Annotated in this window: 15 protein-coding genes; 7 read left to right on the top strand and 8 right to left on the bottom strand. The window is 33.5% G+C overall.

The window, feature by feature from the left end; translation table 11 throughout:
• The first annotated feature begins 221 nt into the window (after positions 1 to 221).
• The 3 genes from EYY60_RS11710 (at position 222) to ilvA (ending at position 4,381) form a co-directional block, all read left to right on the top strand.
• Entirely contained in the window at positions 222 to 2,198 is a 1,977-nt protein-coding gene (locus EYY60_RS11710) for a urocanate hydratase (RefSeq protein WP_132989517.1), read from the top strand.
• Positions 2,199 to 2,242: 44 nt separating this feature from the next.
• Positions 2,243 to 2,788, top strand: coding sequence for a DUF4136 domain-containing protein (locus tag EYY60_RS11705; RefSeq protein ID WP_132989516.1), 546 nt, complete (start codon positions 2,243 to 2,245; stop codon positions 2,786 to 2,788).
• A 348-nt stretch (positions 2,789 to 3,136) separates the two neighbouring features.
• On the top strand, positions 3,137 to 4,381 hold the full coding sequence (ilvA, locus tag EYY60_RS11700; RefSeq protein ID WP_132989515.1) for a threonine ammonia-lyase IlvA: 1,245 nt from the start codon (positions 3,137 to 3,139) through the stop codon (positions 4,379 to 4,381).
• A gap of 80 nt (positions 4,382 to 4,461) precedes the next feature.
• Here ilvA and EYY60_RS11695 read toward each other — a convergent pair whose 3' ends face one another.
• Positions 4,462 to 6,870 carry an RICIN domain-containing protein gene (locus EYY60_RS11695; RefSeq protein WP_132989514.1) on the bottom strand — a complete coding sequence of 803 codons (2,409 nt, stop codon included), beginning with the start codon at positions 6,868 to 6,870 and terminating at the stop codon, positions 4,462 to 4,464.
• Positions 6,871 to 7,247: 377 nt separating this feature from the next.
• On the opposite strand from EYY60_RS11695, the gene EYY60_RS11690 reads away from it, so the two are divergent.
• The 3 genes from EYY60_RS11690 to EYY60_RS11680 all read left to right on the top strand — a co-directional run bounded on the left by EYY60_RS11690 (position 7,248) and on the right by EYY60_RS11680 (position 10,099).
• Entirely contained in the window at positions 7,248 to 7,658 is a 411-nt protein-coding gene (locus tag EYY60_RS11690) for a group III truncated hemoglobin (RefSeq protein WP_132989513.1), read from the top strand.
• Between the two features lie 101 nt (positions 7,659 to 7,759).
• On the top strand, positions 7,760 to 8,188 hold the full coding sequence (locus tag EYY60_RS11685; RefSeq protein WP_235832321.1) for a hypothetical protein: 429 nt from the start codon (positions 7,760 to 7,762) through the stop codon (positions 8,186 to 8,188).
• Between the two features lie 153 nt (positions 8,189 to 8,341).
• Positions 8,342 to 10,099 (top strand): aromatic amino acid hydroxylase, encoded by a 1,758-nt coding sequence (locus EYY60_RS11680; protein ID WP_132989512.1) that lies wholly within the window; start codon positions 8,342 to 8,344, stop codon positions 10,097 to 10,099.
• A gap of 196 nt (positions 10,100 to 10,295) precedes the next feature.
• On the opposite strand, the gene EYY60_RS11675 is transcribed toward EYY60_RS11680, so the two are convergent.
• From EYY60_RS11675 to EYY60_RS11650, 6 genes are all read right to left on the bottom strand, one after another.
• Positions 10,296 to 10,925, bottom strand: coding sequence for a DUF4230 domain-containing protein (locus tag EYY60_RS11675; RefSeq protein ID WP_132989511.1), 630 nt, complete (start codon positions 10,923 to 10,925; stop codon positions 10,296 to 10,298).
• A 161-nt stretch (positions 10,926 to 11,086) separates the two neighbouring features.
• Positions 11,087 to 13,405, bottom strand: a complete 2,319-nt coding sequence (gene tamL / locus EYY60_RS11670) for a translocation and assembly module lipoprotein TamL (protein WP_132989510.1) — start codon at positions 13,403 to 13,405, stop codon at positions 11,087 to 11,089.
• Positions 13,389 to 18,488 (bottom strand): translocation/assembly module TamB domain-containing protein, encoded by a 5,100-nt coding sequence (locus EYY60_RS11665; protein ID WP_132989509.1) that lies wholly within the window; start codon positions 18,486 to 18,488, stop codon positions 13,389 to 13,391. The genes tamL and EYY60_RS11665 overlap by 17 nt, the downstream gene beginning before the upstream one ends.
• Before the next feature lie 233 nt (positions 18,489 to 18,721).
• A complete protein-coding gene (locus EYY60_RS11660) occupies positions 18,722 to 19,672 on the bottom strand; it encodes a GSCFA domain-containing protein (protein ID WP_132989508.1) in 951 nt (316 codons plus the stop codon).
• A gap of 101 nt (positions 19,673 to 19,773) precedes the next feature.
• Positions 19,774 to 20,553, bottom strand: coding sequence for a hypothetical protein (locus EYY60_RS11655; protein ID WP_132989507.1), 780 nt, complete (start codon positions 20,551 to 20,553; stop codon positions 19,774 to 19,776).
• A gap of 206 nt (positions 20,554 to 20,759) precedes the next feature.
• On the bottom strand, positions 20,760 to 21,482 hold the full coding sequence (locus tag EYY60_RS11650) for a hypothetical protein (protein ID WP_132989506.1): 723 nt from the start codon (positions 21,480 to 21,482) through the stop codon (positions 20,760 to 20,762).
• A 319-nt stretch (positions 21,483 to 21,801) separates the two neighbouring features.
• Here EYY60_RS11650 and EYY60_RS11645 point away from each other — a divergent pair, with 319 nt between their 5' ends.
• Positions 21,802 to 23,547 (top strand): ABC transporter ATP-binding protein, encoded by a 1,746-nt coding sequence (locus EYY60_RS11645; protein WP_132989505.1) that lies wholly within the window; start codon positions 21,802 to 21,804, stop codon positions 23,545 to 23,547.
• A 203-nt stretch (positions 23,548 to 23,750) separates the two neighbouring features.
• Here the strand turns inward: EYY60_RS11645 and EYY60_RS11640 are convergent, their stop codons facing one another.
• Entirely contained in the window at positions 23,751 to 24,572 is an 822-nt protein-coding gene (locus EYY60_RS11640) for a hypothetical protein (protein ID WP_132989504.1), read from the bottom strand.
• Positions 24,573 to 24,703: the final 131 nt, after the last annotated feature.

Below are 24,703 nucleotides of genomic sequence, written 5' to 3'. Positions count from 1 at the left end.
GCTCCGCTGGAGCTTTTATATTGGGGTTGCTGCTTTTCTATAAATATTTCGCCTTTTCAAGGCTTTATTTTATCAGCTCCAGAGGAGCTAAATATTTATAGAACCAATAACCGTCAGTCACATTTAAGTCCCATGGGGACGACATAATTTAATAAAAAACAAAAATTAATCTGTTGTTAATCTAACTAAAATACCTTAGCAACTTTAGTAGCTTAAAAAAAATGACTTTCAAAGAACAAATCCAACAAGGAATTCCAAATATATTGCCTCCAAAGCAGGCATACGATCCGGCTATTAATCACGCTCCTAAAAGAAAAGAAATTCTTTCGGCAGAAGAAAAAAAACTGGCCTTAAAAAATGCTTTACGCTATTTTGATCCAAAACATCACGCTGAATTAATTCCTGAATTTTCAGAAGAATTGGAAACTTACGGGCGTATTTACATGTATCGTCTTCGTCCGGATTACAAAATGTATGCAAGGCCAATCGATGAATATCCGGGAAAATCATTGCAGGCAAAAGCGATTATGCACATGATTCAGAATAATCTCGATTATGCTGTAGCTCAACATCCGCATGAATTGATTACGTATGGCGGAAATGGAGCTGTTTTTCAAAACTGGGCACAGTATTTATTGACGATGCAATATTTGTCTGAAATGACAGACGAACAGACTTTAACGATGTATTCAGGTCATCCAATGGGATTATTTCCTTCGCATGCCGAAGCGCCAAGAGTTGTCGTAACAAACGGAATGGTGATCCCAAATTATTCTAAACCGGACGATTGGGAAAAAATGAATGCATTAGGCGTTTCGCAATACGGACAAATGACAGCGGGAAGTTATATGTACATTGGCCCGCAGGGAATCGTACACGGAACTACAATTACAGTTTTGAATGGTTTCAGAAAAATAAAACAAAATCCAGAAGGAAGTTTATTTGTTACTTCTGGATTAGGCGGAATGTCTGGCGCACAACCAAAAGCTGGAAATATAGCAGGCTGTATTACAGTTTGCGCTGAAGTAAATCCAAAAATCACAAAAATTCGCCACGAACAAGGCTGGATCAATGAAGTTGTAACTTCCACAGATGAATTAGTTGCCAGAGTTGCTTTGGCGAAAGCCAATAAAGAAACCGTTTCGATTGCTTATTTAGGAAATGTAGTTGATGTTTGGGAACGTTTTGATCAAGAAAATATCAAAATTGATCTAGGCTCAGACCAAACTTCGCTTCATAATCCTTGGGCTGGTGGTTATTATCCAGTTGGAATTTCTTTTGAAGAAGCAAATGATTTAATGGCTAATAATCCGGAATTATTCAAAGAAAAAGTTCAGGAAACTTTACGTCGTCATGCCGATGCGATCAATAAACATACGGCAAAAGGAACGTACTTTTTTGATTATGGAAATGCCTTTTTATTAGAAGCTTCACGCGCAGGCGCTGATGTAATGGCTGAAAATAATATCGATTTTAAATATCCGAGTTACGTTCAGGATATTATGGGGCCAATGTGTTTTGATTATGGTTTTGGACCTTTCCGCTGGGTTTGTACTTCTGGAAAACCAGAAGATTTGCTAAAAACGGATGCAATTGCTTGTCAAGTTTTAGAAAAAATGGCCGAAACTGCTCCAAATGAAATTCAGCAACAAATGCAGGATAATATCAAATGGATTAAAGGTGCACAAGAAAACAAACTGGTTGTAGGCTCTCAAGCGAGAATTCTTTATGCTGATGCAGAAGGAAGGATCAAAATTGCAGAAGCATTCAATCAAGCGATTGCAAAAGGCGAAATTGGCGCAGTTGTTTTAGGTCGTGATCATCATGACGTTTCAGGAACTGATTCTCCATATAGAGAAACTTCAAACATTTACGATGGCTCTCGTTTTACAGCTGATATGGCAATTCATAACGTAATTGGAGACAGCTTTAGAGGCGCAACTTGGGTATCGATTCACAACGGCGGTGGCGTTGGCTGGGGAGAGGTTATAAACGGCGGATTTGGTATGGTTCTTGATGGCTCTAAAGAGGCTTCAAAGCGTTTAGCGTCAATGCTTTTTTGGGATGTCAATAACGGAATTTCAAGACGAAGCTGGGCTCGAAATGAAGGAGCAGTTTTTGCTATAAAAAGGGCAATGGAAGTTGAACCTTTATTGAAAGTAACTTTGCCTAATCTTGTTGACGAAAGTTTGCTTTAAACACAAGTTACTTATAAAACAGAGAACATTAAATTTCTAATAACATGAAAACATTCAAATTAATTCCGATTTTTTTGCTTTTGATACTTGCTGCGTCCTGCGACACGGTTAGTGCTTACTCTGACTACGATAAAACCGTAGATTTTGCGCCTTATAAGACTTATGCTTACTTTAAGCCCGGAATTGATAAGGTCGAAATCTCTGATCTGGATAAAAAAAGAATTCTTCATGCAATTGACGATCAAATGCAAGCTAAAGGGTTTACTAAAAGCGAAAATCCTGATATCCTAATAAACATTTTTACCAAAGCCAAAGAACAAGTTGATGTAAATCAATTTTACGCTGGATACGGTTACGGCTGGGGTTACGGCTGGGGATGGGGATACAGCCCTTATATGTACGGAGGAACATCAGTTTCTAGATATACCGAAGGAACTTTGTTCATTGATTTTATTGATGCTAAAAAGAAAGAAATGATCTGGCAAGGACAAGGTATTGGTACTTTATACAAAAACATAGATAAAAAAGATGCCCGAATTACTGAATTTGTAACCAAAATTTTAGCACAGTATCCACCGGTTAAAAAATAGTTTTCAGTCGCAGTTTGCAGTTTTCAGCCTTTTATAAAACGGTAAATAGTTGTGAACTTTCCAAAAATAATTAATACATTTGCTATTCAATCAGCTAAAAAAAATGAAAAACTTTAACAACATTATTATCGCTATTATTAGCATTATTGCAATTCAGCAGTAATGGCGAGGTGTTATATAAGTTTGTAAAATATAATTTATAAAGACCTCCCACATCGGGAGGTTTTTTATTTAAAAGAATAATTACAAAGTTGCCACGAATTACACAAATTAGCACGAATTATTTCTGCTGTTGAGTAAAAATTAGTGAAAATTCGAGTAATTCGTGGCAAGAAAACAATACAAATCATGAGTTTATTTAACGAAGTACTTAATGCAAAAAAGCAACTTGAAAATGTTGTTGCAGCAACGCCTTTAACGCAAAATTTGAATCTTTCAGACGAATTCAAATCTATTATTTTATTAAAAAGAGAAGATTTGCAAATCGTCCGGTCGTATAAAATCAGAGGTGCTTACAATAAGATTTCTTCATTAAATGAAAAGGAAAAAGCAAATGGGATTGTTTGTGCCAGCGCAGGAAATCACGCGCAAGGTGTTGCATATTCCTGTAATCTTTTAAAAATTCAAGGCAAAATTTATATGCCGAAAACCACTCCAAAACAAAAAGTAAAACAAGTACAATTGTTCGGGAAATCATTTGTAGAAATTGTTTTGACTGGAGATACTTTTGATGATGCTTATGCTTCGGCAACTGCAGACGCGATCAAAAATCATAAAACTTTTATTCATCCATTTGACGACGAAAAAGTAATTGCCGGACAAGGAACTGTTGGTCTAGAAATTATCGAAAGTTTCAAAGAACCAATTGATTATGTTTTTGTACCAATTGGCGGCGGCGGACTTGCTTCTGGATTATCAGAAGTTTTTAAACATTTAAGTCCGCATACGAAAATCATTGGAGTTGAGCCAAAAGGAGCTCCTTCAATGAAAACTTCTATTGAAGAAAATAAAAATACTGCATTAAAAACAATCGACAAATTTGTTGACGGCGCGGCAGTAAAGCAAGTTGGCGACAAAACTTTTGATATCTGTCGATATAATTTAGAAGATATTATTTTGGTTCCAGAAGGAAAAGTTTGTACCACAATTTTGCGATTGTACAATGAAGAAGCAATGGTTGTTGAACCCGCAGGCGCTTTGACAATTGCCGCTTTGGATTTTTATGCAGATAAAATAAAAGGAAAAAATGTAGTTTGTATTGTCAGTGGGAGCAATAATGATATTGAGCGAACTGCCGAAATAAAAGAACGCTCATTGCTTTATGAAGGTTTGATGCATTATTTCATGATTCAGTTTCCGCAACGTCCTGGAGCTTTAAAAGAATTTGTAAATAATATTCTTGGTCCAGATGACGATATTACTTATTTTCAATTTGCAAAGAAAAACAGCCGTGAAGTTGGTTCTGTTGTAGTTGGTTTAGAATTAAAAAACAAAAATGATATTATGCCAATTAAATTGAAAATGACTCAAAACGGATTTGAGTTTCAATATTTAAATGACAATCAAGATTTGTTCACCCAATTGATTGGATAAAACAAAAAGGCTGTCTATTAACCGTAGACAGCCTTTTAAAATCAAATATAAAATTACTAATTGAATTCTAGATTTGTAATTTATTGTTTTAATACTTTTTTCGAATAGGCTCCTTTACTGTCGTTTACTCGTACAACATAAATCCCTTTTGGCAATCTCGAAATTTCAATTTCAGCTTGCCTTCCTTCGAAATTTACATTTTTCTTTAAAACGCTTTGCCCTTCAAGTGAGAATATTTCAACATCGGCACTTCCTGTATGATTGGTGTCAATTTTTAAATAATCGTTTGACGAATTAATAAAAATCACCATATCATTTGGATTTTCTTCTTCGGCTGGAGCCGCTTGTACCAAAGCTTTTTTAGCAGTAGATTCCACTTGAACAAACTGCCATTGCTGATTTAATCCGCCAGTATAATCCCAAACCTGAATATTAGCTCCATTTGCTGTAGAAACATTTTCAACATCAAGGGATTTCCCCGTATTTACATTGGTAATTTTATAATACCCGCCACTAAGACTTGCAACTGTCCACTTGAATTCATTAGAATTAACAAAAGTTCTTTGTTGTACTTTCAGTCCATTTGCAGTTCCGTTATTTTCAACTGCCAGATACATTCCTGTTGATTTTACAATAATGTAATAATTTCCACTTCCGTCTGAAACAAATTTCCATCTTTGATTGCTTCCTCCTCCATTGGTAACATCATATTGCTGAATTCTTCCACCGCTACTTGTAGAATTATCAGCAACATCTAAACCTTTATTACTGTTTCTTGAAAGGATATTATAGTAACCAGGAAACCCAGTACTTGAAGCATTTACTGTAATTGCACTTGTCGCCGTTTTAGCTCCATCTACAGTTGTAACAGTTATTGTTGCACTTCCTGCAGCAACTCCTGTAACTAATCCGCTTGAGTTTACGGTTGCCACTGAAGTATTGCTTGAACTCCAATTTACAGCTGTATTTGTTGCATTGCTTGGAGAAACCGTAGCGGTTAACTGTTGTGTTTGTCCTGCTGTAATTGTTGCCGAAGTCGGGCTTACACTTACTCCTGTTACAGCAACCGAACCTCCTGTTCCCCAAGTAAAAGTAACTGCCGATGATCCTGGAACTGCATAATTAAATGCTGATGAACCAGAAACCACTTTTATCGTATTTGATGAGCCAGAAGTATTATAAAGCACGAGAGCAATAGATCCGTCAGGGTTTTTAAAACCAACTGACAAAATACTTCCGCTTGTGCTAGAAGAACTAATTCTTACTGCTCCCGGTTTCACATATTTAGAAATTTGGCCGATAATATAGTAAGCAACGTTTTTAGTATAACTTGTACTATTATTTACTGTAATAGCTCCTAAGCAGGTATTACAACCGCCTGGCGTATGTGGTCCCATGCTTGAATTATTGACAGCATTCCATTCTAAAACTGTTTTCGACCAGTTGTTTGTACTACCAATAACAACGTTTTGCATGTGCCAGCCAAAATCGCCGCTGAAGCTTCCTCCAGAACCTGTGTATTGTTCTGTGAAATAAACGTTTTTATTAGTTTGTGTTTTTACGGTTGACATTGCAGAGATATTTCCTAAATACAAATGAAACGCTGCGCCATCAACATAACTGCTGTTGTTTAAAACATCAATTGGATAAGCTGTATTATCGCAATTGTGATCAAAAGCAATAATTTTAACGCCACCATATCCAGCAGCAGCCAATTGTGGCCCAAGTTGCTGATTAATAAAATTCTTTTGTTCTGTAGAATTCATCAGCATGCTTGGCTCGTTGTTGGGATTTTCAGGTTCGTTTTGTGGTGTGATTGCCCAAATCGAAATTCCTTGCGCTTGCATGGCCTGAATATATTTCACAAAATATTTGGCATAAGCAGCATAATATTGTGTCTGCAAACTTCCACCAACCCAAGAACCATTGGTTTTCATCCATCGTGGTGCTGTCCAAGGAGTTGCTAATATTTTAATATTCGGATTGATCAGCTGAATCTTTTTGATAATCGGAATCAAATAAGTCAAATCCGGACCGTTTAAACTGAAGTTATTCATATTAGTATCTCCCGAAGTTTCATTGTAACTATAAGAAGAACTGCTTAAATCTGAAGCTGCTATACTAATACGAATTACACTTGCGTTCAATCCTGTAGTTGGATTATACAAATCATTCAATAACTGATTTTGTTGCGTCGCTGCCATTCCGCTTATCACTTCGGCACTACCTTCTGTAAGCGTGTAACCAAAGCCATCCATTGTTTGATATGTGGTTCCTGCATTAACCGTAACTGTAGAAGGATTGGTTCCTGAGTTTGTTCCGAAACTTACAGTTGCCTGCTGTTGGAGTAATTTTGTCTGATCGCCTGATGTAATAAAAGGCGTAACCGTCTGAGCATTTGTTTTTGTAATACATAAAAGCATTATTATAATGATTTGTGTCATTAAAGCTTTTACCCGATTTGTAGGTTTTTGAGTAGTTTTGTGCATTTTTTTGTGGTTTTTGATAGTTAAAGTTTTCTCATTTTATTATGATTATTTTTATTAAAACACATCAAAAATATGTCAATTTTAACGAAATCGATATAATTGAAACTTTACAAATACACATCATTTGTAAAATTTACCTTAACAAAAACCTATCTAACCAAAAATCAAAATACTGATTTTCAAATATTTAAACAAAATAAAACACAAAAAATCTTACTTTTTACTCCGCATTAACATTTATATACAAAAAAGAGGATGTTTTATAAGTTAAATAGATTGTTTTCAGAGCTGAAAAATCTGCTTGTTAAATGACAAATATCATGGATTAAGCAAGAAGTTATGTCGTATTTTTGCAATTCATTTTAGAAAGAAAAACAATGAATGCCCTTAAAGATATTTCGACTTTAGAAGACATTAAACAAATGGTGAACAGCTTTTATGACAATGTTAGAAAAGATGATCTCATTGGCCCGATATTTAATGATAAATTACAAGATCGCTGGGAACCTCATTTGCAAAAAATGTATGGCTTTTGGCAAACCATTTTATTTGATGTCCGTGCCTATTCTGGAACTCCGTTTCCTCCACACAAACAATTACCAGTCGATAAAACTCATTTTGATCGTTGGATCGAAATTTTCAATACTACAATTGATACACAATTTGCAGGTCCATTAACCGAAGAAGCAAAAATGCGCGCTACAAATATGGCTTTTATGTTCAATCATAAAATTGAATATTTCAGAAATGCCGAAAATGAATTGAGAAATTCACTCAAGAAATCCTAAAAGTAAATTTTAAAATTTAGAAGATGTTGTTATTTTTTAAATAAATTTGGTTCAACACAAGCCCATCTTAACCAAATTAAAAACCTACTAAATATTTTCGTATGAAAAAAATAATGCTCTTTTTTATAATTTGTTTCTCTTTTTTCAATACAATTCAGGCTCAAACGGCACCAACTTCAAATTTATATCAAGGAACTGTCGATGGCAAAACCCCTATAACTGTTTATATCAAAACAGAAGAAAATCCATGCACAGCCGATTTAATGTACACTTCGATGTACCGTTACAATAAATCCAAAAACTGGATTCAACTTAACATTACTCAAAACAGAAAAGCTGAAAATGAATTTATCATGGTAGAACACGATTTTAGCGGTGTACTCATTTTAAAGAAAGCAAACAATACTTTTTCAGGATTATGGATTAGCCCAGATACCAAAAAACAATTAAAAGTGGATTTGAAAGAAACAACAATGACTAAAAAAGAATTGGAAAACTTTGAAAAAAACAATGGAAAAAGTCAATTATGAAAACAATGACTGTTAAAATCCTTTTTCTTTCTATACTCTAAAAACCTATAAAAACGCAATAAAACACACTTTCGAATAAAAATTTTGTGATAAATAGCAAAAATTAGCGGTCTAAATTCGTAATTTTACATTCTAATCTACAACGTTTTCGAAATGAATGCATCTATAGAAACAAATCCGTTATTGGAGCGATTGCCAAAACATTTAAAGCAATTTATTAAACCTCAGGATTATAGTGATTATACACCAATTAATCAAGCGGTTTGGCGCTATGTAATGCGCAAAAATGTAGATTATCTTTCAAAAGTTGCACATCATTCTTATTTAGATGGTTTACGTAAAACGGGAATCGAAATAGATTCTATTCCGAGTATGTACGGAATGAATCGTATTCTTACCGAAATTGGCTGGGCTGCAGTTGCCGTTGATGGTTTCATCCCACCAAATGCTTTTATGGAATTCCAAGCTTATAACGTTTTGGTTATTGCTTCAGATATTCGACAATTAGAACATATTGAATATACGCCAGCTCCAGACATCATTCACGAAGGCGCCGGCCACGCGCCTATTATTGCTAATCCTGAATATGCAGAATATTTAAGACGTTTTGGCGAAATTGGATGCAAAGCGATTTCTTCACATAAAGATTACCAAATGTATGAAGCGATTCGTCTGCTTTCAATTTTGAAAGAAGCTGAAGATACGCCTCAAGAAAAAATTGACGAAGCTGAAAAAGCCGTTGCCGATTTACAAAACAATATGGGCGAATTATCTGAAATGGCTCAAATTCGAAACCTGCATTGGTGGACAGTTGAGTACGGATTAATCGGAACTGTTGAAAATCCAAAAATATATGGCGCCGGATTGCTTTCTTCAATTGGCGAAAGTGCTCATTGTATGACTAATAATGTAAAAAAAATCCCTTATGATATTTCGGCAGCAAATCAAAATTTTGATATTACACAATTGCAACCTCAACTATATGTAACGCCAACTTTCTCTTATTTGAGTTTGATTTTAGAAGAATTTGCAAATAAAATGGCTTTACGTACAGGAGGGCTTTCTGGAATTCAAAAATTAATTCAGTCGAATGCTTTGGGAACTATTGAATTAAGTACAGGTTTACAGATTTCGGGCGTTTTTACAAATGTAATTGAAGAAGAAGGAAAACCGGTTTACATTCAAACAACTGGAAAAACAGCTTTAGCATACCGAGAAAAAGAATTAGTTGGTCACGGAACTTTAACACATCCACACGGATTTGGAAGTCCGATTGGGAAACTCAAAGGCTTCAATTTAGCGATTGAAGATATGAGTCCGAAGGATTTACAAGCTTACAGCATTGTTGAAAATGAAACGGTAAAACTGGAATTTGAAGGCAATATTATTGTTGAAGGTGAAATTATTACGGGATCACGAAACCTTCATGGAGAAATTATTTTAATCAGTTTTAGAAATTGTACGGTAACGCATGGCGAAACGATTTTGTTTCAGCCTGATTGGGGAAATTACGACATGGCTATTGGCAAAAAAGTGGTTTCTGCTTTTTCTGGCCCTGCCGATGTAAATAGTTTTGACTTGATCAATATTGTTCCTTCAACAAAAACTATAAAAGCTAAACATACTGACGAACGCGATGAATTAGAAACGTTATACGCATCAGTTCGAAATATCAGAAACAACAAAGAATCTAAAAGTGAATTATTATCTGTTTTTGAAAAGTTAAAAAATAACCATTCAAATGATTGGCTTTTATCTGTTGAAATTGCAGAACTTTTGAAGGATTCTGATGAAAAACAGCTTTTACAGGAAGTATTGGTTCATCTTGATCAATTGAAAATTAAACGTCCTGAAGTAGCGCATTTGATTTCTGGCGGATTGGATTTGATTTTTGATAAGGAAACTGCTTAACTTTTCAAGGTTCAGAGGCACAAAGTAACAAAGGTTTCCCTTCATTTTATGTCATTTCGACGAAGGAGAAATCACACTAGTAATTCGACAAAGATTGGCGATTTTGCATGTGGCTTTTCTTGTGTGATTTCTCCTTCGTCGAAATGACAAGATTGCAAAAAAAACTTTGTTCCTTTGTTCCTTTGAACCTCAAAAACTACAATTTCAAATCCTGATTTAGCTCTTTCTCTGACTCAATAGTTTTCCCATTATACTCCAATTTCCAGCCCATTGAATTTGTCATAATTAAGATTTTAGACAATTCGCTGATTAATCTATTTTGGGCGTTTGTTTTTAAAGTAGAATTTTCAATTTTTTTGGCCAAATTCGCTTTTACCGATTTATTGATTTTATTGTAATCATCGCCCGTAAACGGATTCAATTTACTTTGTTCTACATCATAAAACTGAATATCCGGATTGATGGTAATTTCTTCTTTTGGGATATTAAGAATCGTAATCGTTTTGTTTTTTTCGTCGATATCGTATTTCATTTTGTGCAAATCATACGCAACAGTCACATTTGCATTTACGACAACAAGCGCTTTCTTCTCAAAAGAAATCATATCCATGAAATATTTCTGCTGATTTTTATATGTAATTACTTCTGAAAAATGTCCTTCGGTGACAACCAATTTACCAACATTTAGAATCTGTTGCTGAATTAAATTGGTGTTATACTGAATATCAGAATCGTCATCTTTTTTGAATTGACAGAATTTGAAAGCCAGAATTATTAAAAAAACGACTGAAGCTAAAACCAAAATTCTTTTGAGTGTTCTTTGCATTGCTTTATTTTATTAGACCAATTTACTTCTTTTTTTAAAAAAGCATAGAGCTTTTCTACCACAAATTACGCAAATTTCCACAAATTACTTTTTTTAGAAGAGGAAACACAGCCAAATATAATTTGTTAAAATTTGCGTAATTTGTGGTTAACAAAAACCATTTAAAACGGATATCCAATAGCAATATTCAAAATCAAGTTATCTTTTCGCCAAGAACTGCTTCCAAAATTTATATCATCAATTACCCATCGCTGTCCGTCTGGCAATGCTGGATTTCTTAATGGAATCGCTAAATCTGTTCTCAAAACAAAGAACGACAAATCAAAACGTAAACCAACACCGGCGCCCACAGCAATTTCTTTCATAAAATCTTTTGAGATTTCGGCCCCAGGTTTATCTGGATCTGCATGTAAGAGCCAAATATTTCCCGCATCCAGAAAAACTGCACCTCTTACAATACTGAAAAGTTTCGCACGATATTCTGTATTGAATTCCAGTTTTAAATCGGCGGACTGATCAGGTGTGTAATTTGAATTTGTTGTGTTGGGTGGAATTACATAACTTCCAGGGCCGAGTGTTCTTGCTCTAAAAGCGCGAATACTATTGGTTCCCCCCACTACAAATTGTTTTGATGCGGGAAGCGTATTTGAATTTCCATAAGCAAATCCCATTCCGACAATCAATCTGCTGGCCAGTTCACTTTCTTTTCCCAATTTCAAATAATGCCTGAAATCAGATCTTATTTTTACATACTGACTAAACGGAACATTAAATATAGATTTTACATTATTTGGATAATCTGCCCCGGTAACTAAGCCTGTAAGGTTTCCTGCCAAATCCAATTCGCCATTAAAATAAATGGTGTTTTTTTTGCGTTTCTGCATCGTATTGGTGTAGGTGTAATTGTAAGTTGGTCCAAAAATCAACTGTTTTTCAATTACTTTTCCCAATGAAGGATCTTGCTGAATATCTTCTAAATATTCTTCTGTAACATGATTTGGACTGACATAAGTCACATCTACAATATTTAATTGATGTTCTTTTCTAATGTTTTCTTTCCACAAATAACCAAATGTCGAGTTGAAGGAATTTAAAGCATACAACTCCGTTCTTTTTTGGTATTCGTATCTTAAAGTAGCTTTTGTTCTTGGCACAAATTCGCTGTTTCCTTCAATATGAAAAGGCGTTATAAATCTCGGCCAGGTCAAACTAACTTCTCCTCCAAGTTTGTAAATATTTTTTCCTTTATTAACTCCTCCCAACTGAAAATCGGCACCGCCAAAAACGGATGCCGTAAACAATTCTGCACCTCGAAAAAAGTTTCTGTTGTTCCAATTTAAATTAAGCTCTGTTCCCGTATAACTAGCAGAATTCGTTTTCCCGATAACCTCCACTCTAATAAATTTTTTAGGCAAAAGTGTCAGATAATAATATGAATCTAAAGCATTACTGATCGAATCTGATGGCTTAAATTCATTTTTTACGAAACTAAAAGTGCCCAGATTTACAAATCGGTTTAAGGTTAAATTGTGATCTTTTCTGTTGTATAAATCCCCTTTTTTAAAATAAATTGTTCGGTCATAAACTCTTGGTTTAAAGGTTTCTGCCGTATCAATAATTGTAAAATCTTTGTATTGTGTGATGTTTCTTTTTCTGTACACCGCGCTGTCATTTGTCAATGAGTAATTCGGGTACACAAATATTTTATTAATCGTATAAGAAGTCAAAGCTTTTGTAGGTGTTTCATCCTTAATGACCAATCGAATTTTAACTTCGTGATCGCCTTTACTGCTGTCCACTTTTGCTAAAATATAATCTGGATTGAAGTAGAAATATCCTTTCTCTTTCAATCTCGCATCGATTCGTTCTCTTTCGGCTTTTATAACATCCAGATCATACGGATTTCCTACTTTCAGCAAACTTCTTCGGCTTGATCTGGCGATTATTTTCGACATTTTTAAAGAATCATCCGGAAACGTAACGCTTTTTATAATGTACTGCTTCTTCGGGACAATCGTATATTCTGCCGTAACTCGTTTATTTCTGACCGTAGAATCAGCACTGACCCGCGTTTTGAAATAGCCTCTGTTTTCAGTAAAATTTCGCAAAACTGAAGCATTATAATCCAAATCAACCTGGCTGAACAAAACCGGCGGTTCTCCCACTTTATTTCGAAGCCAATATCTTGTTCCTTTTTGTTTTTTAGGTTGTCCAGCAAGATTGTAAATCCATAATTTTGGGCGTAATCCTAAAAATGTTTTATTGGGTTTTGGACGCAAAAGCGCTTCCAACTCGGTTTGCAAAGTTTTTCGATCTTTCTTTTTCATGATCGAATCTTTTACGGTAACTGAACCGCCTGTGTAAAGCAAATCGCCTTCCGGAAGATATTTTGTATTACTGCATCCAAAAACAAAAAACAGGGACATCAATACAAAATACTTTGCAAAATGATTTTTTATATGATTATGTTTTTTGTTCATTTCCTTGAATTTGATTTTCCTGCAATTTCTCCTTTTCTTTATTTTCCTTCTCCTTTTGTTTTTGTTTCTCTTTTCGGAGTTTTTCTTCCCGAATCATTTCTTTTTCTTTTTCAGTTCTATGAAAAAGCTCTCTGAATTTATTGTAACTCATCGTAATAATAAAAGCAACACCAGTCTCAATAACCTGACCTTCCACTGCTACCTGATATTGATTTTTGCGATATGCACGAACCATATATCGGCCGTCTTTTGTCAATTGATAATCTAATGCAACATCGCCGGCAATATTGGTACTTTCTTCATTGGCGCGCTCCGCGCCTTCTACTCCAAAACTGCTTCCTACAGTTACTTTTAATCGATCATCTAGCAATTTTTTAGAAACCTCAACATTCAAATCGGTTCGGTTCTGCATGGTTCCGGTTGTGTAATCTTCTGTTGATTCTAAATCAAAGTTGACTTCAAAACCTGTGATTAATTCTCCAGCCAAATTGTTTAACTGTTGCGAAAGAATCTTGCTCACACTTTGTCTAGCAAACGATTCTGCATTTGTACCGCCACTTTCACTCGAAAACGGATTTTCGCCTACAAATCGGTTTAATAATAAAAGTGCAAAAACCTGTTTGTTCAATTCTGCAGGATCTTGTTCTAATTGTTTTAATCTAGTTTGTGTTCTTGTTACAACATCAGATGAAACATTATAATTCCCATCTGGAAGATTAATTCCAAAAGAAATTTCAGGTTTCATCAATTCACCATTCATTTTCAGCAAAGTCTGAAAAGGAAGTTTTTGCTTATAAGTATTTTGAACCGCCTGAGTCTCATTTTTTAATTGATTTCCCATCAAATCAATTGGTGCCGTTTCTACTTTATAAATGGCCGTTATATTAACATTTGCCAATGTTGGCTCGCCATTCCAGGTAATAAAACTTCCTTGCTGAATATCGAATTTTCTCTTAATTCCGTTAAAATTCATTTCATAAGCACCATCCGTAAACTCATATTTTCCCGTCAAAGTTGTTTTTCCAGACTGATCTATTCCGCCCACTAACTCTGCTTCTCCTTTTAATTTCAGATAATCGCCATTTGATTTATCAATTAATAAAGTCAATTCTGCTTCTTTGTCAATCGTAATAGCCACGTTAACATCCATTCCTTTCAGTTCAGATTGATTCAGTTTTTTTTGCATGTCAACCGTTTGTTTGAGATACATATTATCTTCATCAACAAACTCAACAATTCCTTCCCGATCTGCAATTGACGGATCTGACTGAGGCATGACAACCGTAAACTTCGTTTCTTTATTTATTTTTATCGTTCCGTCAACAACCGGACTATCTAAATTTCCTTTGATATTTAGTTTCGTATCCAAAAACAAATCGCCGTAAAACAAATCGTTATCAGCAGGTTTAGAGTTTATGGCTCTAAAATCATTTGCTTCAACAAGGAGATCAAAATTATATTTTACAAAATCAGCAGACTGAACGGTTCCGTTGACAAACAATTCATTGTCATTTTCATCTAAAAGAGAAAATTTATCAAACGAAATTGTTCCTTCATTGAAAGTGATTTTTTCTTTTCCCGTTTTAAAATAAGAATTCAGCTGTGTCACTCTAAAACCAGCATCATTAAAGTTCAATTCGCCATTAATTTTTGGAGCCGAAGTATTTCCTGTAATTTTAAAATTTCCCGATAGAAAACCTGTCCCTTCTGAAATATTTCCCATGCTAAAACCCTGAATACTTTTAATAGTCAGTTTGTTGATGGCAACATCCAGATCAAAATTGCCTTCTTCAATTTTATATTCTCCAGTAAGTTTGACATCATTCCCCTCATCACTTAAAATAACATTAGCAACAAGTGTATCGGCAGTTTTATTGTCTACTTTTATTTCTAAATCGCCTACTTTTTCTCCTTTAAAAATAAAATCATCTATTTTTAAATCGGAAGTAAAAGTGGGTTTTGTCATTACATTTTCAACCAAAGCATTTCCGTTTACCAAACCTTGAATCAGCTCTTTATCTTTAGAAATCATGCTCATAATGGTGCCAATTTTGAAGTTTACAAAATCGACTTGCAATGGCGCATTATTTTGTGTTTCTTGAGACTGAATTTTCAATTCATCGCCTTCATGATTCAAAAAAAATCTGTTGATGTAAAGTCTTTTATCTCCAAATTCGATTGCATTTTCCGGATCTACATTCCATTTTTCATAATTTAAAACAAAAGTTTCAGGATCAATTTTAAAGACGTTTTTCGCATTTTCATGATTTAGGTTTCCACCAATAAAATACTGCTGTTTTTCTTTGGCGTCTTTTACTTCCAAAGCATACGTCAGCTCATTATTTTCTACTTTACCCGATAAACTTGTAAACGGAATTTTGAAAGAACCACTTTCGATAGTTCCTACAGAAACCAAATATCCTAAAGCGTTGTCTTTTGTTTCGATACTTATTTTTCCGTCTGAAATTGTATTTCCGTCATAAACAATTCGCGGAATCGTTCCTTTTACTTCCAAAGAATCTGTTTGGCTGTTGTAATTCCCATTTATCGTAAAAGGCTCTAAACCTGTGAGTTTTGGAAGTAATTTTAAAAGCACAGGATCATTATCAACTTTCAAAGTAAACGCCAGTCTTTGCTCGTCTGATTCGGCATTGACTTTTGGATTTTGAAGATTAATATATTTTGATAATGATTTCTGAATCGAATTTGCCAGCGTCGTCAATTTGTATTTACCAATTACTTCGGCTTTTAAAAATTGAGACGAAACTTTGATCGAATTACTGTCTTTATCCGCGAAAGCGAGAACGCGGATAGAATCTAAAACAATTGGTTCTTTATCCTGCAAAATCTGAATGTTCGAAAGAAATACTTTTCCGTTCAGAAAATCGGGATTACTGTTTGCAATGTCAGCATCAACATTTCCACGGAGTTTCATCGGGCCGGCGTGGAGATTCAGTTTTTCTAAATCAGCAATGTCAAGGATTAACTTTAATTTTATGGCTGGATATTTCTCTTTTGTATTTCCGCTGGCAACCAAATCAAAATTCAGATTTGGATCTTTCATTCCTGATTTTACTGCAAAAGATCCGTTTTCAATATTTCCTTTTAAGGTTAAATCTTTATAGGCATAGCGATTAAAAACAGCTTTCTGAACAATTCCGTCAACAACTGCATTTGCCGTTTTTGGGTCTAAACCGTTGCCATTTACTTTCGCTTTAAGCGTAATTTTTCCAATTGAATCGTTTTTGATTAATCGCCCAACATTAAAATCGTTTAAAGAAACTACCGCATCGTATTTCTCTTTTTTCTTAATGCGCTGATCGAATAATGCATCGATTTTTGCATTTCCGAAGCTGCTGTTTAAAACCAAATTGGTTTTAAAATTCTGAGCCGAACCTTTAAACTTTCCAACCAGACTCAATTGAGAAGGAAGTTGAATATTGGTCGGAATTGTTCCTTTTGGCACAAATGAATTAATATCTTTTGAAGTGCTTGACAATTTTTTAATATCTAAATCGTAATACGCTTTTTGCGCGTCAGGAAGCCCTTTTATCTTCCCCGAAAGGGAAACTTTTGTAGTGCCAATTCCGCTCATTTCGAATTGCGGAATATTCAAATCTTTCACTTTTCCGTTTACACGACTGTTTACATATAAAATAGCATTAGGATTACTTTTGAAAGGATTTGTGTTTTGAAGTGTAGGAACAAACAATAAAATGTCTCTGAAACCTATTTTTGATTCTTTAAAATTGGCGTCAATGGCAAGATTTCCTAAATCTTTCTGAAGCGATTCTAATGATTTGTATTCGACTTTAATTTTATTCTGAACAAGCGTTTGAGGTGTTTTTAAATACAAGTTTTCTAAAGATGCATTTTTTGGCCCGTAGAAAAAAGTGGTTTTTAAGGACTGAATTTCTAAACCGCTTTTTTCGTTTACTGTAAGCTTATTTATATTTCCCGAAATGGTATCATTTCCGTAATATAATTTCTCAGCTTCAAAATTGAATTTATTCAAATCCAAATGACTATAATCTAAACCTTTTGCAACGGCTTTTGACTGCATATCATCAAATTTGAAGGCGAAATTTTCGATATTGACTTTGTTTAATTTTGTTTTCCAGCCGGCTTGTTTTATAGCAGTTGTATCTAAATCCGGGGTTTGAATTTGCTTGTCTTTCGCTCCTAATCGAAGATTTCCACTCAGATTTTTTACTTCAAAAGTATCAAAATCCAAAAGCTGTTTGTTCAGATCGATTTCGTTTACGGCCAAATTTAAATTTCCTAAACGAATGCCGGAATTTAGCTTTGAATCTTTATTATCATATAATATATCAATCTTAGAAAGCGTGATTTTATTTAAAGCCAATTTGAAATCCGGTCGCTTCGAAATTGTATCAACCGTCTTAACCGAAACCTCAGCAATTTTCTCGACAACATCCTGATCCAAAACCACTTTTAAACCATTTAAATTGATCGTCGGAATATTAAAATCCATATTATCGAGATCAAATTTCTTGAATTTAGTATCGAAATGCGTGAGATTTACGCGAATATCATTCTTAGAAAAATCATCTTTAAAATTGAATTTCACATTGTCTAAATTGACTTTTACGACCGAAATTTTAAAAGGTTTTGCATTTGGATCATCTACTTTTGGGTCTTTAGATTCGAATGCTTTAATGATATAATCGAAGTTGAAAACGCCGTTTTTATTTCTTGAAATATTCGCATTTACATTTTCAAGCGAAACCGAATTGATTTCGAGTTCACTACTGACCAACTTAAAAAGATCAACATCGAGTTCTAATCTTTTTCCTGCCAGCAATGTGTCTTTTTTTTGGTCTTCAAAATAAAAACCTTCCAACACTACATCTTTTGGAAATTTAATCGAAATACGATCTAAAGAAACTTTGGTTTTTATTTTATCCTGAAGATAGGAAACCGCTTTGTTTTTAACGAAATTCTGAACTGACGGAACCTGAATCAGAATAATAAGAAGCAATAAAAGTGCGATTACAGAAACCACGCACCACGCAAGTACACGAAATATTCTTTTAAAAATAGGAATGGATTTCTTATTCATACTTCAATAAAATACTTGATTTAATTGCTTCTGAAAAAAGCATACTTTGACATCTTACAAAATTGCAAAACATAAAGTCCTAACAATTTACATAATTATTAGGAATTATTCTAAAATTTCATTGTGAATTGGCTATTTTTCAGTTCTTACTTTAACCAAAACATAAATAAAACTTTGCGTCTTTGCTCCCAATAGGCATCGAGAGCAAAGACACAAAGAAAAATTTCTTGGAATTAGAATTTAATATGTGGTAATTTTTCTCCTAACATATTTATTTTCTGTTGGAGTTTTGCTAGGAATTTTTGATGCTGTTCTGATTCGGGATTGAAACTTCTGTGACGAAGACTTTTTTGGATTTCGTCTACTTCATTCATTGTTAAAATACTATTTTCTGCTATATAATTTTCGCTGAAAAGTTTCCAGATATAATCGATCGCAATTTGGTTGGGATGCAACATATCTTCATTATAAAAACGATAATCGCGAAGTTCATCCATCATGATTTCGTAAGAAGGAAAGTAGTTGAAAGTCGAAAGTCGAAAGTCGAAAGTTTTATGCAAAGCCGTGAATAAATGCGATTTGCCAAGTTGATTCTCTATAAATCCGTCTTTTATGTGGCGAACTGGAGAAATTGTGAAAATGAAATTTATGTTTGGATTTAATGTCTGAATTAAATCGATCGTGTTTTGAATGCTTTGCTGAATGACTTCAGCTGATAATAACTCTTTTGAGAATTGTTTTTGAGGCACTTTATGACAATTCGCTACAATTTCTTCGGTTTCTAGATTTCTGTAAATCCAGGAAGTTCCGTAGGTAATGATAATATGCGAAGCTTCTTTTAATTGTTTATGGGTTTCTGTAATTGCTTTATTCAAAGTTTCAAGCAATTCTTGTCGGTCGGAATTACTTAAATCGGAATGCGCTTCATAAGAATGCCAACGCTCGTTATGAAAAAAAACATCTTTTTCCTGATAGAAATCCAATGCACAAACTCTTCGAAATATTTTCTCAATTGAAACCGGATTAAAAATAATCCCAAACGGATTGGTTTCATTCTGAAATTTAAAATAATCAAATTTCTCTGCTATATTTTCTGCAAAACAAGAACCAACAGAAAGTATTTTCGAATTATAATCGATTGGAGAATTACTTTTTGAAATTGGAATTTGGGTTCTGAATTGCATCTCTTATTAGTTTAAAACAAATTTCGGTTATTTTTTAGAAACAAAAAACCCAAATAAATCACTGAATGAAATATTTGGGTTTGACTATTTTTTATTTTCTACTAATAAAAATATTGTGTAGAACCTTTTATATTGCCATGCTTGTCAAAATGTTTAGCTTCTGTCGGGAAATTTTTTCCATCATAGCTATAGGTTGAACTTTTAATTTTAGGCGACTCTGAAGAAGTGGTCGACGTTTCCTTTACTTTATTAAATTTAGAATATCCCAAATCAAAATTACCTAATAAAGCTTCTACACCTTTAACATTTTTGAAAGGGTTATTTGCCATATCGTATTCATAAACTATTGTTGTTGTTTGAGCACCAGTTATCTCATCCTTAACAATTTTCCCATCTTCAAGAGTTAATTTTCCTTGAACTGGATTACTTTCAGCATTATTATTTTCGTCGACATCTACAGTTTTGTATGTAACTGTTTCATTACCAAATCTAATTCCTATAGAATAATATGTTTTTTTGATATTTTTTTTACCACTCACAAATTCCGTCTGCAAAATGGTCTTTAAATAAATATCATTATACGTTAGTTCAACCAAAACAAGAGGTTTACCATCAGTAGTTGATTTAAGAACTGAAGCTATCGTACCTTCACTATTATAACTGTAATCCATATAATACTCTACTTTGTTTGTCGCGTTATTTATTATAGTTTCTCTGTCCTTTTTGACTCCATCGTAAGTAAATTGTGTAGTGTATGAAGTCCCATCACTATCTATTTCAACAATTTTTTTGACAAATACTGAAGATTCCTTTGAATCGTCAGATGAGCATGAACTTAAAACAAGAGCTAATGCTGAAAAAAGAGATAAAATATTTTTCATTTATTTGTTATTTTGGTTGTTATTTCTTACAAAGAAAGAAAATTAAAATAGAAATCAAGCACAAAAACATTTTAAAAGTAAAAACCTTTTGAAGATGAAATTTATGCTCAAAATTGTTTTTTTGTTTAAAATAAATTTCGTTTATTTTAGACAAAAAAAGCCAGAATTAAAATGCTTCTGGCTTTAATTTCAATTGAGTTTATTTTCTAGTAAAAATACTCTGTTGTAGCAACTCCAGACCCATCAGTATCAACGCTTTTTACAGGATAGCCATCTCCATTATAAGTAAAAACATAAGATTCTGTAACTTTAGTACCATTTTTTACAGATACGATATTATGTAAAATTCCTTCAGCCTCACCATCTGTAAAAGAGATTTTATCATATCCTAAAACATTTTTATAAGGATTATTTTTATCATCATAAGTATAACTTCTAGTTGGGCCATATGTCAAAGCTATTTTATCTATTTCTCCATTAACAAAAGTTATTTTTCCTGTTCCGTCAGCAGTAGTTTGCGCTAGATCAGTTCCACTATAAGCTGTTATCGAAATTGATCCATCTGAATTATAGGTGTAAACTTCTTTAGAACCATTTTCTTCAAGTGGTTCAACACGAATAAAACTAATAAGTTTGCCGTTTGAATCATATTCATATTTATTAACTTGTTCTACTACACCCTCATACTTAAACTCCATTTTAGTTATTAAATCTCCAGTGTAAGTAAAATATATACCAGTTGTAGTACCTTGAACAGTTGCACTTATAATTTTATTACCGTCATACTTGTAATCTGTGGTTACTTTATCTCCATCAGAATCAGTAGTGATTTCTTTTTTTAACAAAACTACTGATGAACCAGAATCATCACTTGAACATGAAGTTAATAATAGAGTCAAAGCTCCGAAAAGACATAGAATTTTTTTCATTTTGTTTTTGTTTAATATGTTATTCATAGCAAACATACTGCAACCACAAATCAAAGCATTACGGAAATCCATACCCGAAATAAAAATAAAACTTAAGCAATTCCCAATACCTTATTAACAAGCAAAATAGGATTAATAACTTTACTCAAAAAAATTTAACTCAAGCTAAAATATTTATAAATCCATTATTTTTTCAACTTTTTATTGTTCCATTATTTAAAAATCAGCTTTGAAAAAATTACATTTTAAATAACACAAAGTAACTCTACAAACTAAAACAATTCCTTACTTTTGCATCTTCCACTTTTCTAAAAATCATATGAAATTATTATATTCTTATATAATCAGACACAAAATGCTTTTGTTTTTTGCGCTGATTATGGCTTCGATAAACATTTGTTTCAGTTTATCAGACTCAATTATCACCGGTAAATTAATGCAGGATTGCGGTGTTGGACTACATAAATACGACGGAAACGCCGCTGGCTTTATCAAATCGTTATCTTTCTGGCTCGGACTATCGCTTGGCGCGGCGATGATTTCCCGAATTACAAAAAACTTTCAGGATTATTTCACCAATGTTGTAATTCAGAGAACCGGCGCTCAAATGTATACTGACGGAATCAAAAAGTCGCTTGATTTGCCTTACGCCGAATTTGAAGATCAACGAAGCGGTGAAACTTTGAGCAAATTGACTAAAGTTCGTTCAGATTCTGAAAAATTGATCACGCTTTCGATTTCTTTAATTTTTCAAACCATTATTGGGTTCATTTTCGTAATTGTGTATGTTGCGAGAATCGATTACAGAATTTCGATTATCTTTTTGATTACAGCGCCAATTATTGCTTTAGTAAGTTCGTATTTAGGCAAAAAAATCAAAATTGTTTCTAAGAAAATCGTGAATCAAACCAATGCTTTGGCGGGTTCTACAACCGAAAGTTTACGTAATATTGAGCTTGTAAAAAGTCTTGGCTTAACGTATCAGGAAGAAAAACGTTTGAATTTAAATACGTTTAAAATTCTTCAGTTGGAATTAGAAAAAATTCGTTTCATCAGAAGTTTGAGTTTCATTCAGGGAACAACGGTTCACTTTTTGAGAACTTGTGTGGTTTTCACATTGTATTATTTCCTATTTGGAGGAAAAATTATTGTGGGCGATTTATTGACAATGGTATTTTTCACTTTCTTTATTTTTGGACCTTTACAGGAACTCGGAAACTTTATTATTGCAATTAATGAAACGAAAGTTTCAATGGAAAATTTTAGAGTTTTATTGAATGCTCCTAAAGAATTTCGTCCTAAAACTCCAAAACATGTTGGAGCAATCCAAAAACTGCTTTTTACCAATGTCAGCTTTCAACATAAAACGGCAAAATTCAAAGCCGTTGAAAACATCAATTTTGAAATTAAACAAGGCCAGACCGTTGCATTTGTTGGACCTTCGGGATCTGGAAAAACGACTCTTGTAAAATTATTAGTTGGATTATATACGCCTGCAGAAGGACAAGTTTTGTATAATGACATTGATTCAACCGAAATTGATTTATTAGATTTAAGAAAACAATTAGGTTTTGTTACTCAAGATGCACAATTATTCTCTGGAACTATTCGCGAAAATCTATTATTCGTTAAACCAAATGCGACCGACGAAGAATTATACGATGCTTTAAAGCGCGCAAGCTGTGACAAACTTTTAAGACGTGCCGAAGATGGTTTAAATACCACAATTGGTGAAGGCGGAATTAAAGTTTCAGGCGGTGAAAAACAACGTTTGTCTATCGCGAGAGCGATTTTAAGAAACCCGAATTTATTAATTTTTGATGAAGCAACTTCTGCTTTAGATTCTATTACTGAAGAAGAAATTAATGCTACAATTAGAAATATCTCCGATAAAAACAGAATTACGGTTTTAATTGCTCACCGTTTATCAACTGTAATGCATGCTGACAGAATTTTTGTCCTTGAACAAGGTAAAATTATCGAGCAAGGCAAACATGAAGATTTGATTGAAGAAAAAGGACTTTATTACGCGATGTGGCGCCAGCAGATTGGGGAACGTAAATAGATTTTCTAAAGGTTCTGAGGTACTAAGTTGCTAAGGTTCTAAGGTTTTTCTAAATAATCAATAAAGCGTATAATTTGTCATTTCGACTGAAGGGAGAAATCACATAAAATAAGAAAATATTTTAAACACAAAACCCGACAGGTTTTTAAAAACCTGTCGGGTTTGTTGTTATGGATAAAATCAATTATGACATTTTACACTTATTAATAAATGTATTCTATCGTTCTAAGTTTTTCTGATACTTTTACAGGATAATCTTTTTCATTGTAAACATATTCTGTATTAGAAGAATTTGAATTTAAATAACTTCCATCCCATAAAACAGATGACTTAGTCGTTTTAACTATATTATTTGCAAATACATCTTTCATTAATAAATCAAATCCTAAAATGTTTTTAAAAGGCGTACTATTTGCATCATATTCGTATAAATATTCTGTAGTTGCTGTTCCAGCAAAACCAACATATGAACCCATACTAATAGTCGAAACTCGTTTTATTAAATTTCCATCTACAAAAGTAAGCTTATCAATATTGCGCTCTAGCTCGATGTCTCCCAATTTCTCTGCTTCAAAAAATTCTGAATCTTTATAATAGGTTTTCATTACTGCACTGCCATCTGCATTATATGCATAAACACTTCTCTCTATATAGCTTCCATTTGGATATTTAGCTGTGAAATTTTTTGAATAAGTTGTAGAAACCAATTTATTGTTTTCATAGGCATATGAGTATTCTTCTTTCTTTACATCGCTACCGCTTTGCGTATTATACTTGACTTCTTTTACAATAAAATCACCTTCATAAGTATAATCTGTTCTCTCATTTTGACCAGTAATACTCTTAATTTTATTTCCATTGTAAGTAAAAGCAAATGAGGTTTCTACAGAAGACCCAGCGCTAGTGTATTTTACCGTTCTTGGCAAAATGTTTTCCGATTTGCTCGAACTCTCGACAACATCGTTAGAGCATGAAGTTAGCATTGGTAAAGCAATTGCTAAAAAATAAAACGAACTTTTTTTCATAATATTTTGGTTTTAAAATTAACCCGTAAAATAATACATTTTTAAGCTTGCTCATTTCCTCTAAAAGCCATCAAAATAACATTTTAAGCTATTTCACATAAACACAAAACCCGACAGGTTTTAAAAACCTG

The organism is Flavobacterium zhairuonense (assembly GCF_004352915.1).
Classification (GTDB): Bacteria; Bacteroidota; Bacteroidia; order Flavobacteriales; family Flavobacteriaceae; genus Flavobacterium; species Flavobacterium zhairuonense.
This window is presented reverse-complemented; position numbering and strand designations above follow the sequence as displayed.

Coding starts and splice junctions, on each gene's coding strand:
- EYY60_RS11710 (WP_132989517.1), top strand. CDS start 222: ATGACTTTCAAAGAACAAATCCAACAAGGAATTCCAAATATATTGCCT.
- EYY60_RS11705 (WP_132989516.1), top strand. CDS start 2,243: ATGAAAACATTCAAATTAATTCCGATTTTTTTGCTTTTGATACTTGCT.
- ilvA (WP_132989515.1), top strand. CDS start 3,137: ATGAGTTTATTTAACGAAGTACTTAATGCAAAAAAGCAACTTGAAAAT.
- EYY60_RS11695 (WP_132989514.1), bottom strand. CDS start 6,870: ATGCACAAAACTACTCAAAAACCTACAAATCGGGTAAAAGCTTTAATG.
- EYY60_RS11690 (WP_132989513.1), top strand. CDS start 7,248: ATGAATGCCCTTAAAGATATTTCGACTTTAGAAGACATTAAACAAATG.
- EYY60_RS11685 (WP_235832321.1), top strand. CDS start 7,760: ATGAAAAAAATAATGCTCTTTTTTATAATTTGTTTCTCTTTTTTCAAT.
- EYY60_RS11680 (WP_132989512.1), top strand. CDS start 8,342: ATGAATGCATCTATAGAAACAAATCCGTTATTGGAGCGATTGCCAAAA.
- EYY60_RS11675 (WP_132989511.1), bottom strand. CDS start 10,925: ATGCAAAGAACACTCAAAAGAATTTTGGTTTTAGCTTCAGTCGTTTTT.
- tamL (WP_132989510.1), bottom strand. CDS start 13,405: ATGAACAAAAAACATAATCATATAAAAAATCATTTTGCAAAGTATTTT.
- EYY60_RS11665 (WP_132989509.1), bottom strand. CDS start 18,488: ATGAATAAGAAATCCATTCCTATTTTTAAAAGAATATTTCGTGTACTT.
- EYY60_RS11660 (WP_132989508.1), bottom strand. CDS start 19,672: ATGCAATTCAGAACCCAAATTCCAATTTCAAAAAGTAATTCTCCAATC.
- EYY60_RS11655 (WP_132989507.1), bottom strand. CDS start 20,553: ATGAAAAATATTTTATCTCTTTTTTCAGCATTAGCTCTTGTTTTAAGT.
- EYY60_RS11650 (WP_132989506.1), bottom strand. CDS start 21,482: ATGAAAAAAATTCTATGTCTTTTCGGAGCTTTGACTCTATTATTAACT.
- EYY60_RS11645 (WP_132989505.1), top strand. CDS start 21,802: ATGAAATTATTATATTCTTATATAATCAGACACAAAATGCTTTTGTTT.
- EYY60_RS11640 (WP_132989504.1), bottom strand. CDS start 24,572: ATGAAAAAAAGTTCGTTTTATTTTTTAGCAATTGCTTTACCAATGCTA.